Below are 13,207 nucleotides of genomic sequence, written 5' to 3' on the forward strand. Positions count from 1 at the left end.
CGTCGAGCATCGCGGGACGGCGACCGAATCGCCCCTCACATGTACATCCGGTCTTCCGGGAGGTCGGCCTCGCTGTCGTGGAGTCGCTCTGCGAGTTCGGCGTAGTACTGCTGGACCTCGGCCGCAAAGGACTCCAGCGGGGAGGAGTCGACGCCGAGGTCGTACACGTCGTCGGCGGCGTCGACGAGGCGGATTGCCGCCTCCACGTCGGGGACCTGCGCGTGGACGGGCGTGACGTAGACGCCGACGCCGAGGGGCGAGCCGATGCCGCGCTCGACGAGCGCCGCGTTGGTGCCGTCGAAGAACCCCCGTCCCATCGGCGTGATGTCGCTGTCGGCGAGTCGCGCCTCGCGGTAGTCGTCGGTGGCGATGTAGAACACGCGGTGTTCGTCGGGGCCGTGGGCCATCGGAATCCCCGAGAGGACGGCGAGCTCCTCGACCTGATTTCGTTCGGTCCAGTCGAGGATGGCGTTTCCGAACTGCGTGCCGTGGACCGAGGGGACGAACAGCTCGCCGACGAGCACGGTCACGTCGAGGTCCTCGCGGGAGAACAGCCGCGTGTGGTGTCGGGGGCGACCGTCCTCGAAGGGCGTCACCGCCGGGAGCCCCTCAACGGTGAGGTGGCCGGTCTGTTCGAGGCCGAGGTGGTCGACGATGAAGTCGACGGCGGTGAGTCCGGCGAGTCCGAACGACGAGAAGCCGCAGAGGAGCGCTCGGCTCGGGGCGGTGTCGTGTGTAATCCGGAAGTCGGGACGGGTGGGCGTCGCGTTGGCCATACTAACACTGCGACGCCCCGACACTTAGCCGTTCACCGCGCGCGAATCCCGCAGTAACAACCCTTTTTTCGCCGCTCCCCGTTGCGGGTTCCATGCACGGAGTCGAGGGGGTCGCCGACGCGTCGGCCGCAGTAGGCGGGGCGCTGACCGCTGTGAGCCACCTCGCGGTCGCCCCGCTCCAGTCCACGGCGCTCACGCCGCCGACGTTCGTGCCGGAGTACCTCCTGTTCCCGGGGTGGCGAATCATCGTCGCGCTCGTCATCGCCGCCCTGTCGGTCGGGCTCTCGAAGTACGTCGTCCGCCTGCTCGGTCGGCCGGTCGCCCGGCAGTTCCGCCGTCAGAGCGTCGCCCAGACCGTGCTTCGAATCGTTCGCCTCGCCATCGTTCTCGTCGGCGTCGGCGTCGGGGCGAACGTCCTCGGCCTCGAACTCGGCGACATCGTCCTCTCGGTGACGGTGTTTTCGGCGGTGCTCGGTATCGTCCTCGCGCCCATCGTCGGGAGCATCATCAACGGGGTGTTCGTCCTCTCGGACCAGCCGTTCGAAATCGGCGACATGATAGAGCTCGACGACGGCACGAAGGGCTTCATCGACGAGATAACCCTGAGCTACACGAAGATATTCACCCTCGACAACACCTTTCTCGTGATGTCGAACTCGAACATCCGCGACCGCGACGTCATCAACTACTCCGCGGAGGACGAGCGGACCCGCCTGTCGCTCGACGTGCTCGTCACCTACGAGTCCGACATCGACGCCGCCCGCGACCTCGTCGAGCGCGCCGCCCGCGACTGCGATTCGGTGGTCGAAGGCGGCCCCGACATCCGCATCGGGAGCGCCCGCTACCCGGCGAAGCCGACCGCCTACATCAACTCCTACGCCGACAACGGCGTCCTCCTGCGGCTCCGCTACTGGGCGCTGAAACCGTACAAAATCGGCCGCATCCAGTCGGAGGTCCAGACGCGGCTCTGGACGCTCGTCGAGGAGTCCGAGGCGACCGTCGAGTTCGCCTACCCGCACACCCACCTCGTCTTCGACGAGACCAGCGGGAGCCTGCACGTCACCAGCGACGAGGCCGCGAACCGGCGTCACGCCACCGCGTCGCCGGCCCCGGGAGCGCCCGTCCAGTCGGTCTCTGACGGCGAAGGCGCTGAAGCCCCGGTCGATGCGACCGACGCGGCCGACGTGAGCAACGGGGGCGACCCGGCCGATACCCCGAGTTCGGCGGACGCGGAGCCAACAGACAACGATTCGACAGACGCCACCGGCGGCGACTGACCGGGAAGCCCCCGAGACGGTCGGCACTGGGGCGGCGTCGAAAACGGAAACCCGAACCCGAACCCGAGAGCCGAGCGTCGCCGGCTCAGTCGTCCGCGCGGACGGTGATGACCGTGCAGTCGAGCTTTTCGCGGAGGAACACGTCGATGTCGGGGTCGTCGAGGAACCGCCGGAGCATCCGCCGCCAGCGGCTCGCCTGTTTCGACCCGATGACGACGATGTCGGCCTCCTCGGCGGCGACCTCTTCGAGAATCGTCTCCTCGACGAGGAAGCCCCGGCGGACGACGTAGCGCGCGCGGACGAGCGGGCCGAACTCGGCTTCGACCGCCCGCTTGAGTTCGGTTCGCGTCACGCCGCGGTTCGACTGGTAGAGGTCGACGTGGAGGACCGTCAGTTCGGCGTCGCGCTCTCTCGCGACGCGGACGGCCTCGTCGAGCGTCGCCCGGGAGTGCTTCGAGAGGGGGTACCGAACCGGGACCACGACCCGTGTCATACTCCGAAGCCACTCGCCGGGCGTGCGTGAACCTTTCCCTCTCGGACGGGTTCGCCGGCGGCCGCGTCGTCGTTGCCCCCGTTTCTCCCTTCCCCTCGCCGCCTCAGTCGTCGGCGCGGCTGGCCGACCGGCGCTCGATGCGGCCCTCGACGGCGGCGTCGAACCCGACTTCGCGGGCGTACCGCGCCAGCGCGTCGTGTTGAATCTGGAACTCGCCGACGCGGTGGGCCTGCGTGATGGCCGGGAACTCCTGCGTGCTGTGGAGCAGGTAGTCGCTCGTGGCGACGGTGTAGCGCGCCTCCGGGTCGATCGGCTCGCCGCCGACGAACGCCCCGACGACCTCGTCGCGGTCGTCGTCCCAGACGATGCGCGCGCCGCTGACGTGGGCGTGCCACCAGTCGGGTTCGCCGAAGCCCATCTCGGCCCCGCGGGCGGCCCCGAACGCCGCGAGCAACTCCGTGCCGGTCACCTCGGCGACGACGAGGTGCTCCTCGAAGGGGACGAGGCTCACGAGGTCGGCGTGGCTCACGTCGGGGCCGACGGGCGGGCCGGAGCGGATGCCGCCGCTGTTCTGGAGTCCCACGTCCGCGCCGGTCGCCCAGCGGTAGGCGTCGGCGATGGCGTTGCCGACGCGGCACTCGCCGGCCGCGACGGTCTCCTCGGCGCGGTCCATCGGGCGGTCGATGCGGCAGAGCACCTCGTCGAGCCCGGCGGCGTCGACTCGCCCCTCCAGCGCCGCCACCAGTCCCTCGTCGGGTCGGTACTCGGCGGTCCGGTGGCGGACCGTCTCGATTCGGTCGGCGGCGACGCGGACCTCCCAGACGACGTGGCCGTTCGCGCCGGGGCGGACGATTGGCACGCCGTCGACCACGTCGTCGCGCTCGGCGTGGACGTGACCGCCGAGGACGAGGTCCACGTCGCACCGGGCGACGAGTTCGTCGTCGCCGCTCCCGAGGTGCGAGAGCGCCACGACGAGGTCCGCGCCGTCGGCCCTGAGCGCGTCGGCGGCGTCTGACGCGACCGCGTAGGGGTCGGCGAAGTCGAGGTCGGTCGCCTCGGGGTTGATAGAGCCGGTCGCGGGGTCGGTGACGCCGAAGAACCCGAGCGTCAGGCCGTCTATCTCGCGGGTCGTCCGCGGGACGCTTCCCTCGGCGGCGGCGAACCGACCGCCGCCCTCGCCGCGGACGTTGCTCGTGACCCACGTCGGCCGGCTCGCGGCGACGAGTTCCCGGGTCCGGGTGGCCCCGTAGTCGAAGTCGTGGTTGCCGAACGTCTCGAGGTCGGCGTCCACGGCGTCGTAGAAGTCGAGCGCCTGCCCGCCGCGCTCGACGAGAGAAAGGACGCCCGGCGCGGTGTTGTCGCCGGTGCCGACCACGAGGGTGTCGTCGCCGTCGAGGGCGCGGACACAGCCCGCGAGACGGCCGGCGCGCTCGGTGTCGTCGAAGACGTTCTCGATGTCGGAGTAGTGGAGGAGCCGAGGCATTCGCTTCTCGAATGTGGCGGTGCGGGCGGATAAGAAGCCGTCGGGACGGCCCGCGACGTCGACGCGGACCGAACCGAATCGGACCGAACCGAAACGGTTGCCGCGGTTACTCGCCGCCTTCTCCTTCGAGTTCGAACGCGACTTCGACCTCGGCTTGGTACTCCCGCGTCTCGACGGACGCGAGTTCGACGCCGAGCTCCTTTACTTCGACCCAGTGGACGCCCGCGAGCGTCTCCTCCGCGCGGTTAATCGCGTCGTCGACGGCGGCGTCGAAACTCTCTGCACTCCGACCGACGAGGGTGATTTTCTTGAACACCATCTCGTCGGACCCTTCGTCTTACTATCACAAATAATCGTCCCCGGCTCGGCGACTCGGCGACGGGGAGGTCGGGGCGGTTGGAGCGGTCGGGGCGGTCGGGGCGGTCGGAGCGACCCCCGACGCGCCGTCGCGGGACTCACTCGTCGGGGCGGTACGGGCGCGCGGTCTCGGCCCACGCCGCGACGAGCGTCCGCCCCCACGCCACGGCCGAGGGGTCGTAGCTCACGACCAGCGCCTCGGGGCCGCCCATGTGGTCGTAGACGACGAGCGTGACCGAGGCCGTCGTCGGGCGGTTCATCACCACGACGCCGAACTCCGGTTCGTCGTCGACCGCGGACACGCGGACGCCGGCGTCGACTATGGCGTCGAGGCCGTCGGGATAACGGTTCGAGAGCCAGTCGAGCGACTCCGCGGAGAGCACGAGTGTGGCGCCGTCCCCGAGCCGCATGAGCTGTTCGCGCGCCTCGGGCCAGCTACTGAACAGAAACGGGCCGTTGAAGCCGATGACCTCCGTCACCTCGCCGAGGTCGAAATCTATCGATACCCGCCGTTCCATCGACGTGAGGTCGCCCGTACAGACGACCGCGTCGCGGAACAGCGAGGGCGGCGGATTGACCGACTCGGGGAGGCGGTCGAGCACCGGTCCCGCGTCGAGCACGTTCGCCATGGCCCGGAGCGCCTCGTCGTGCGTCTCCAGCGCGACTCGCCCCGCCGTCGTGGCGGCGAACCCGCCGTCCGACCGTTCGACCAGACCGAGGTCGACGAGTCGCTCGACGGCGCGGTCGACGGTGGACCGAGAGACAGAGAGCGCGCGGACCAGTTCGGCTTTCGATAGCGGCTCCGACGAGAGCGCCTGAAGAATCTGACTGCGGCGACCGACCGCCTCGAACGCGTCGGCGGCGTCCTCGTCGTCTTCGTCCCCGTCGCCGACCCAACTCGACATCGGTATGAACGTCTCAGCCCGTGTACAAATGTATATCGGGACTCGGCGAGATTCGGCCACGGTCGGCTGATTGGGTCGGAGTGTCGTTCGCTCCCGTCGTGTCAGCGAGGTTCTCTTTCGAGCCGGCGCTCCAACGCGCCGACCACGTCGGAGAGGTGTGCGGTGCCCCAGACGGCGACGATGACGCCGCCGACGGCGTCGAACACGAGGTCGAGGAGCGTGTCGTCGAGGCCGTACTGCGTCAGCACCGACCCGGTGCCGGCGAGCGAGGCCGCCCCGGAGATGGCGAACTCGATGACCTCCCAGAAGACGCCGAACGCGAGGACGAAAAGCAGGATGAAGACGAACATGAACCGCGGCGGCAGGTAGATGTCCGCCGTGTGCTCGTCGACCGCGCGGACGGTCGCGTAGCCGGCCGCCGCGACGACCGACGACGACAGCGCGTGGGTGAGATGGTCCCACCACCAGACGCCCGAGTAGAAGCTCGTCTCCGACCCCGGAAAGCCGACCGTCCCGAGCGCGTGGAGGAACGCCGCCGAGGATATCCAGAGCGTCAGCCCGGCGTCCATCGGGATGCGGTAGTCGCGTTCCAGCATCGCCGGCAGGTACGTCACACCGAGGCCGACGAGCGCGTTGACGACGATACCGAAGTTCCCGCGGTCGAGGCCGATGAAGACGAGGCCGACGAGGACCACCTGCATCGCCCGCGAGAGCTGGGACTGCCGTCGCTCGTCGATGCGGAAGTACGAGCGAATCCTCACGGCGACTCACCACCTTCCGACGCGCGGGCGTCCCCGTCCGCCTCCGCCGCCTCCGACTCCTCGGCTATCTCCGCCACCTCCTCCGGGAGCCGCTCGCGCGAGCCGGCCCGGCGGCGGAAGTAGTACTCGAACAGCAACCCGGCGGCGAGACCGGCGACGGTGGCGGCGACGAAGTCCCACATCAGCCCGGTCTCGATGACCTCGTCGGGGCGGCCGTTCAACAGCAGGCGCGTCCCGAGGTAGAGGTCCGAGAGCCACTGGACGACCGCCCAGACGCCCGCGGCGGCCATCGTGGCGATGACGACGAAGAAGACGGCGAAGGAGTGGTTCATCCGGACCGGCGTGAACACGTCGAGTTCGACGGCGACGATGAGCGCGATGGCGGCCACCGCGAGGTACGTCGAGACGCGGCCGGTGAAGGTCACGCCGCCGATGGTCTGGCCCCGAACGAGGACGCGGGCGACGAGCGGGAGCGAGGCGAGCGCGACGACCTCCCACGGAAGCATCGCTCGCGGTTCGCGGAAGGCGACGGCCGGGACGACGGTGACCGCGGCGACGACGGCCGCGAACCCGCCCCAGACGAGGTCGCCGCCGGTGACGACGCTCCCGACGGCGACGGCGACGAGGAAGCCGACGAACAACCACGCGAGCGCCGCGTTGAGCCGTCTGCTCCGGACGAATCGCGCCAGCTCCGTCTCTGCGGCCTGCGACATGCTCGTCCGTTAGCGACGGGTTGAGAAAACGTTTGGGCGAAGACGCCCCGTTTCGATTACGTGTTCGTGCCGTGAACGACCTCGTAGTCGTTCCCACCACCGTTCGACACGCCGATGATTGCCCACTCGTATGGAAGGTCGATACCGCGAAGCCGCTCTCGAAGCGAGCCGATGTGGTCGTCCCACGTCACGAAACAGCGGAACCGATACGGTGTCTCGGTTCCGCCGTCAGCGAGCACCGGACGGCATTCGGTCGCTTCGCGCGAACTCAGTGCGGTCACGTGGACCGTACGCCACTTGCGTTCGGCCAGCATATCGGGTCCGTCCCCAGAGACGGAGTAGCCGAGCCGGCCGAATATCGACCGAGCCTCCTGAACAGGAGGCATCGAAGCCTGGGCCATGCACGTCTACGTACACCCGCACTCCTGATAAAGATTGTCACGGTATACCATACCAATAACTGGCTAGCGGCCGCGCCGGACGCTCGACTACTCGTGAGCGGCGTCCCACTCCTCGGGCTTGCGGACGTTCCCGCAGTTGTTGCACTCGATGCGGGCCATCGTGTCCATCGCGGTGTCGAACGAGTCGCAGTTCCCGCAGAGGTAGCCCCATCGGTTCTCGGCGTCCTCGGTCGAATAGACGACGTAGAACGGCCCCTTCGAGCCTCGCTCTGGCTCGTCGGTGGCGACGAAGACGGTCTTACCGCTCGATACGGTCTGGGTCTGAAGTTCGGCCATGCCACCGCTTCGCGCGGGGGCGGCTTAAGAAATTGGTCCCTACGTCCGGAACGACTCGCCGCACCCGCAACTGCTCTCGGCGTTCGGGTTGTTGACGTGGAAGCCCGCGCCCTGCAGGCCGCCCTCGAACTCGAGGGTGGAGCCGCCGATGTAGTTCATGCTCGCGGGGTCGACGAACACGCGGAGGCCGTGCTGTTCGACGACCGTGTCGTCGTCTTCCGGTTCGTTGTCGAAGCGCATCCCGTAGGACAGCCCGGCGCAACCGCCCTGCTGGACGAACAGCCGGAGTCCGGCCACGTCGGTGTCCATCGACTCTCCTTCGAGGAGGGAGACGGCCTCGTCCGCGGCCGCGGGCGTGACCGTCACCGCCACATCGCCGCCGCCACTCGCGGATTCCGTGCTCATACGCCCCACTATACTGTGGGAACGGATAACTGTGGCGCAGGCGGAACTTCGCGCGCCGCTCCGGTAGGGTGCGACTACCGGACGAAAAACGGGGGGAAACGACTCGAACCGGTCGTTTTCTCCCGACCCGCCTACTCGTCGAACCGCTCGCGGACGCTCTGGGCGTGGGCGTCGAGGCCCTCGGCCTCGGCGAGCGTCGTAATCGTCTCCGAGAGCTCCGACAGCCCCTCGCGGTCAAGGCGCTGGACCGTCGTCGAGCGAACGAAGTGGTCCACGGAGAGGCCGCCCTGTCGCTTCGCGCCGCCGCCGGTCGGGAGGACGTGGTTCGTCCCGGAGGCGTAGTCGCCGGCCGCGACGGGCGTGTACGGGCCGAGGAAGACGCTCCCCGCGGAGTCGATGCGGTCCAACAGCGCCTCGTCGTCGTCGGCCTGAATCGTCAGGTGCTCGGCGGCGTACTCCTCGGCGAACAGCACCGCCTCGGACATCGACCGCGCGAGGAGGACGCCAGACGCGTCGCCTTCGAGCGCGGCTTCGATGGTCTCCGTGCGCTCGCGCTCGCCCGCCTGTCGCTCGACCTCCGCCACGACGTCCGCGGCGAGGTCGGCGTCGTCGGTGACGGCGACGACCGAGGCGTTCGGGTCGTGTTCGGCCTGCGCGACGAGGTCGGCGGCGACGAACCGCGCCTCGGCGGTCTCGTCGGCGACGACGAGCACCTCGGAGGGGCCGGCGAGGAAGTCGATGTCCACGTCGCCGCGGACCTCGGCTTTCGCCGCCGTGACCCACTTGTTGCCCGGCCCGACGACCTTCTGGACGGCCTTCACCGTCTCCGTGCCGTAGGCGAGCGCGGCGATGCCCTGCGCGCCGCCGACCGAGTAGACCGCGTCCGCGCCAGCGACGTGCATCGCGGCGAGCGTGACGGGGTTCATCGGCTCCGCGGGCGGGGTGGCGACCGCGACGTGTTCGACGCCCGCGACCTTCGCGGGGATGACCCCCATGAGGACGCTAGACGGGTAGGCGGCGGTGCCGCCGGGGGCGTAGACGCCGACCCGGTCCAGCGGCCGGTAGCGACGACCCAGTTCGCGGGTGCCCGCGTCACCGAACTCCTCGCGCCAGTCCTCGGGGACTTGCTTTTCGTGGAACTCGCGGACGTTCGCCGCGGCGTCCTCGATGGCCTCGCGCACGTCGTCGTCGATCTCGTCGTAGGCGCGCTCGGCGGCGTCGGTCACGTCGATGTTGCCGACCTGGACGCCGTCGAACTCGTTTGAGAACTCCCGGACCGCCACGTCGCCCTCGCGGCGGACCCGCTCGACGATGTCGCGCACGTCGGACCGGACCTCCCCGACGCCGGCGTCCCGCTCGAAGAATGCGCGGCGGGCGTCGGTGCCGAGGTCGGCCAGCTCGCGAACCTCGATGTTCATACCCCGGCTTTGCGGCCGGCGCGAAAAGTCGTTGCGGAAGCGGTGGGGCGGCGGCCGGCGGCTGTTCGGTTCTCCGGACAGTCGCGGAGCCGCCCCGACGTCCGTCGTTTTCGCCCCGTCACCCGAGGAGCGTCGAGTACAGGAGCCAGCCGTTCAGGACCACGATAACGGCGATAACGATACCGAGGACGCCGGTCGTGGTCGCCCGGTTGCGGAAGTTCCCCATCAGCGACGCCTCGTGGGTGAACCAGAGGAGCGGAATCAGGACGAACGGCAGTTCGAAGCTCAGCGCGACCTGCGAGGCGACGAGCACCGACGTGGGGTCGAAGCCCGCGGCGACGATGAGGAGACTCGGCACGAGCGTGACCGACCGGCGGAGCCAGACGTTGACGTTGAGGTCCAGAAAGCCGTCCATGACGGTCTGGCCGGCCATCGTCGCCACGAGCGACGACGAGAGCCCGGCGGCGATGAGCGCGACGCCGAACGCGAGGCTCGCGTTCGCCCCGAAGACGCCGGTGAGGGTGACGTACGCCTCTTCGAGCGTCTCGATGCCCGTCCCCTGAAGCGCGGCGGCGGCGACGATGAGCATCGCGGCGTTCACGAACATCGCGCCGAAGAGCGCGACGACGGTGTCGAGACGCTCCAGCCGGAAGTGGCGGCGGTGGACGGCCTCGGTGTCGCCGTCGGACTCGATGAGTCGGTCGCGGCGGTCCTGGACGATATACGGGTGGAGGTAGACGCTGTGCGGCATCACGGTCGCGCCGAGGATGCCGATGGCGACGTACAGCGCCGAGGCGTTCGGCACGGTCGGGACGAGGCCGGACGCGACGGTCGACGCGGTCGGCCTCGCCAGCGCCATCTCGAAGACGAACGAGAGCGCGATGACGCCGACGAGCGCCATGATGGTGAGTTCGACCCAGCGGAACCCCCGTTTGTGGGCGGTCCGAACGCCGAGCAGGGCGAACGAGCTCACCGCCGCGAGGACGGCCCCGGCCCACAGCGGCAGTGAGAAGACGAGACTGAAGCCGATTGCGGCCCCGATGATTTCGGCCATGTCGGTGGCGACCATCGCCAGCTCCGCGGCGGCCCACAGGACCACGACGACGGGGCCGGAGAACCGCTCGCGGCAGAGCTGTGCCACGCCCTTCCCTGTGGCGATACCGAGCTTGGCCGCGAGCACCTGAATCCCCATCGCCATGACGCTGGCGAGGACGATGACCCACAGCAGGGCGGGGCCGAACTTCGCGCCGCCCGAGATGTTGGTCGCCCAGTTGCCGGGGTCCATGTAGGCGACGCTGATGATGAAGCCGGGACCGAGATACGAGAGCAGTTCGCGGAGCGAGGTGCGCATCTCTTACCGCCACCCCGATTGTTCACACATGCAAACGTCTGAGTTGTCCATGTCTAAATTATAGTTTCGCGTACTCAGTAAAACTGCTGTCGATTGTTTCACACGCGAACCAATGCCACGCCCTCAGTCGGAGGGTGCGACGGGCGACCCGGCGGTGACCGGAAAGCGTCGTCCGCGACCGGACAACGGGGAACGCCGGCGCTCGCCTCTCACGACGGGGTTAACGCGACTATGCCACGTGGCGCTGTTCCGTGTACGTCAACGTCCGGTCGTCGGTCTCGATGGTCGACTGGACCGTAATCCAGCCGTCCGCCTGCCGGACCGCGAACGCCTCCGAGTACGACAGTTCGACGCGCTTTGTCGTCGTGTACGACTCGCCGGCCGCGAGGTCGCCGACCGCCTGCGACCCGCGCCAGACCTCGTCGTCCGGGTCGGTGCCGTTGCCGACGAAGATGCGACTGTAGACGGTGACGCCGGAACTGCCTGTGTCCTGCTGGTTCGTAATCGTGCTCGTCACGTCGCGGCAGGTCTGGCCGCACTCCTCGATGTCGTCGACGACGACGCCGAACGGCGGCACCGATTCGGTCGCGGTCGCGGTCGCGTCGCCGCTGTCACTACTTCCGCCGTCGTTACTTCCGCTGTCGCTCCCGCCGCTGTCGCCGCCGTCGTCGGGCGGCGCGGTCGTCTGCGTGGGGAACGCTCCGTCGGAGTCGTCGGCGGAGGTTGTGTCGGCGAACGGTCCGACTCCGGTCAGGAACGCGGCCGAGATACCGGCCGTGAGGAGGACCAGAACTGTCGCGGCGACGAGGAGTGTGCGTCTCATATGAAGTGGAAATTCGGATTGGATGGGTGTCGTTTAACGCAGTTGTCGGCTATCTTCGGGTCACACTTAGTTACGCACCCGAAAAGCCGTCGGCGCGGTCGCTTAGCGAGTCCCCAAGCGAGCCGTCGAGCGCCCCGGTCAGGAAGTCACTAACGATGCGGTGGACGTCCAAGACGAACTCCGGAACCGGGTCCGGGAGCTCGCCCGGCGGCCCCTGCTGGCCGGCCTCTGACGCGGGGGACGATTCGCGTGCGTTCTCGGACGGTGCGGCGGCGGCGACGCCCGCGGTCGCGACGAGGACGGCGAGCGCGACGCCGACGAGGGTGAGTCTGCGTCGGTTCATCGTGAATCGCAGTCGCTCTTCGGGGGGCGAGGGTGATGAAAAGCGGACACCGTGGCGGGCGTTTTGCGTCGGTTTCGCCGAGTTTCGACGCGGTTTACGGCGAATTGCCGCCGGTTCGGTGCCGTTACTGGTTCAGCGCTTCGCGCATGGCGGCGAACCCGGCTTCGGGGTCCACGTCCGCGCCCTGCGCCTCCAGCGCCTCGCCGAGGGCCGTCAGGAGGAACGAGACGTTCTCCGGCCGCGCCGAGTGGCCCATACAGCCGATACGGAAGATGTCGCCCGCGAGCGCGCCGAGGCCGCCGGCGATTTCGAGGTCGTACTGTTCGAGCACGTAGTCGATTGCCTCGCCCGCGTCGACGCCGTCGGGGACGAGCACCGCGTTGAGGCTGGGGAGCCAGTAGCCGTCTTCGGGGTTGAGACCGAGGCCCATCGCCTCGACGCCGGCTTTCAGCGCGCCCGCGACCCGGCGGTGGCGCGCCCACCGCGCCTCGATGCCCTCTTCGGCGACCAGTCGGAGCGCCTCGCGGATGGCGTAGACGTTGGTGATGGGCGCGGTGTGGTGGTACGAGCGGTCGTCGCCCCAGTAGCCCTCCAACAGCGACAGGTCGAGGTACCACGAGCGGGTGGGTTCCTCCCGCGAGAGCACCTTGTCCATCGCGCGGTCGTTGAGCGTCAGCGGGCTCGCGCCCGGCGGGCACGACAGGCACTTCTGCGGGCCGGAGTAGGCCGCGTCGATGCCCCAGTCGTCGACTTCGAGTTCGACCCCGCCGAGCGAGGTGACGGTGTCGGCGACGACGAGCGCGTCGTGGTCGTGGGCGATGCTCGTCAGCTCGGGGACGCTCGGCTGTTTCACGCCCGTCGAGGTCTCGGCGTGGACGAACCCGAACACGTCCGGCTGGTACTCGTCGAAGGCGTCCTGTACGTCCGCGGGGTCGAGCGGCTCGCCCCACGGCGCGTCCACGTGGACGACCTCGCCGCCGGCGCGCTCGGCCATCGACTCCATGCGCCCGCCGAAGTAGCCGTTCGTCGGGACGAGCATCGTGTCACCCGGTTCGACGAGGTTGCCGATGGCCGCCTCCATCGACGCCGAGCCGGTCCCCGAGACCGGAATCGTCCACTTGTTGTCGGTGCGGAACGTGTAGCGCATGAGCTCCTGCACCTCGTTCATGATGTCGATAAACGACGGGTCGAGGTGGCCGACGAGCGGCGTGGACATCGCGCGGAGCACGCGCGGGTGGACGTCGCTCGGGCCGGGGCCCATCAGCGTGCGATTCGGCGGAGTGAGTTCGCCGACATCGGGTGCATCGGACATGGTCTGACTTGACGTGCCACGCAAACCGGCAAAAACGATGTGATTGCGGAACG

16 protein-coding genes are annotated in these 13,207 nt (G+C 69.0%); 1 reads left to right on the plus strand and 15 read right to left on the minus strand.

The genetic code is table 11. From position 1 onward, the window contains the following. Window positions 1-35: 35 nt before the first annotated feature. The gene (locus tag C441_RS11455; protein WP_007275219.1) at window positions 36-776 is read right to left on the minus strand and encodes a proteasome assembly chaperone family protein; all 741 of its coding nucleotides are present in this window, start codon (window positions 774-776) and stop codon (window positions 36-38) included. Between the two features lie 92 nt (window positions 777-868). On the opposite strand from C441_RS11455, the gene C441_RS11460 reads away from it, so the two are divergent. After that, window positions 869-2,053, plus strand: coding sequence for a mechanosensitive ion channel family protein (locus C441_RS11460; RefSeq protein ID WP_007275220.1), 1,185 nt, complete (start codon window positions 869-871; stop codon window positions 2,051-2,053). An 85-nt stretch (window positions 2,054-2,138) separates the two neighbouring features. Here C441_RS11460 and C441_RS11465 read toward each other — a convergent pair whose 3' ends face one another. From C441_RS11465 to C441_RS11530, 14 genes are all read right to left on the minus strand, one after another. Then, window positions 2,139-2,546, minus strand: a complete 408-nt coding sequence (locus tag C441_RS11465) for a universal stress protein (RefSeq protein WP_004969444.1) — start codon at window positions 2,544-2,546, stop codon at window positions 2,139-2,141. A gap of 103 nt (window positions 2,547-2,649) precedes the next feature. Further along, the gene (locus C441_RS11470; protein ID WP_007275221.1) at window positions 2,650-4,029 is read right to left on the minus strand and encodes a bifunctional metallophosphatase/5'-nucleotidase; all 1,380 of its coding nucleotides are present in this window, start codon (window positions 4,027-4,029) and stop codon (window positions 2,650-2,652) included. A 106-nt stretch (window positions 4,030-4,135) separates the two neighbouring features. Continuing rightward, window positions 4,136-4,348, minus strand: a complete 213-nt coding sequence (locus C441_RS11475) for a dodecin (RefSeq protein ID WP_007275222.1) — start codon at window positions 4,346-4,348, stop codon at window positions 4,136-4,138. Window positions 4,349-4,484: 136 nt separating this feature from the next. Then, the gene (locus C441_RS11480; protein WP_007275223.1) at window positions 4,485-5,291 is read right to left on the minus strand and encodes a helix-turn-helix transcriptional regulator; all 807 of its coding nucleotides are present in this window, start codon (window positions 5,289-5,291) and stop codon (window positions 4,485-4,487) included. 101 nt (window positions 5,292-5,392) lie between these two features. After that, a complete protein-coding gene (locus C441_RS11485) occupies window positions 5,393-6,052 on the minus strand; it encodes a hypothetical protein (protein WP_007275224.1) in 660 nt (219 codons plus the stop codon). Next, a complete protein-coding gene (locus tag C441_RS11490) occupies window positions 6,049-6,765 on the minus strand; it encodes a hypothetical protein (protein WP_007275225.1) in 717 nt (238 codons plus the stop codon). The genes C441_RS11485 and C441_RS11490 overlap by 4 nt, the downstream gene beginning before the upstream one ends. 56 nt (window positions 6,766-6,821) lie before the next feature. Then, window positions 6,822-7,166 carry a DUF7116 family protein gene (locus tag C441_RS11495; protein WP_049920558.1) on the minus strand — a complete coding sequence of 115 codons (345 nt, stop codon included), beginning with the start codon at window positions 7,164-7,166 and terminating at the stop codon, window positions 6,822-6,824. 87 nt (window positions 7,167-7,253) lie between these two features. Continuing rightward, complete coding sequence (locus C441_RS11500; protein WP_004042840.1) at window positions 7,254-7,502, minus strand: DUF5816 domain-containing protein; 249 nt, start codon at window positions 7,500-7,502, stop codon at window positions 7,254-7,256. A gap of 39 nt (window positions 7,503-7,541) precedes the next feature. Further along, on the minus strand, window positions 7,542-7,907 hold the full coding sequence (locus tag C441_RS11505) for a HesB/IscA family protein (RefSeq protein ID WP_007275227.1): 366 nt from the start codon (window positions 7,905-7,907) through the stop codon (window positions 7,542-7,544). A 131-nt stretch (window positions 7,908-8,038) separates the two neighbouring features. Further along, window positions 8,039-9,319: a histidinol dehydrogenase gene (gene hisD, locus C441_RS11510; RefSeq protein WP_188423252.1), complete on the minus strand. Its 1,281-nt coding sequence runs from the start codon at window positions 9,317-9,319 to the stop codon at window positions 8,039-8,041. 124 nt (window positions 9,320-9,443) lie between these two features. Next, the gene (locus tag C441_RS11515; RefSeq protein WP_007275229.1) at window positions 9,444-10,676 is read right to left on the minus strand and encodes an Nramp family divalent metal transporter; all 1,233 of its coding nucleotides are present in this window, start codon (window positions 10,674-10,676) and stop codon (window positions 9,444-9,446) included. A gap of 229 nt (window positions 10,677-10,905) precedes the next feature. Further along, window positions 10,906-11,499: a hypothetical protein gene (locus C441_RS11520; protein WP_007275230.1), complete on the minus strand. Its 594-nt coding sequence runs from the start codon at window positions 11,497-11,499 to the stop codon at window positions 10,906-10,908. A gap of 70 nt (window positions 11,500-11,569) precedes the next feature. Next, complete coding sequence (locus tag C441_RS11525) at window positions 11,570-11,842, minus strand: hypothetical protein (protein WP_007275231.1); 273 nt, start codon at window positions 11,840-11,842, stop codon at window positions 11,570-11,572. 124 nt (window positions 11,843-11,966) lie between these two features. Next, window positions 11,967-13,103: a pyridoxal-phosphate-dependent aminotransferase family protein gene (locus C441_RS11530; RefSeq protein WP_007275232.1), complete on the minus strand. Its 1,137-nt coding sequence runs from the start codon at window positions 13,101-13,103 to the stop codon at window positions 11,967-11,969. Window positions 13,104-13,207: the final 104 nt, after the last annotated feature.

The organism is Haloferax sulfurifontis ATCC BAA-897, from assembly GCF_000337835.1.
In the GTDB taxonomy this organism is placed as follows: domain Archaea; phylum Halobacteriota; class Halobacteria; order Halobacteriales; family Haloferacaceae; genus Haloferax; species Haloferax denitrificans.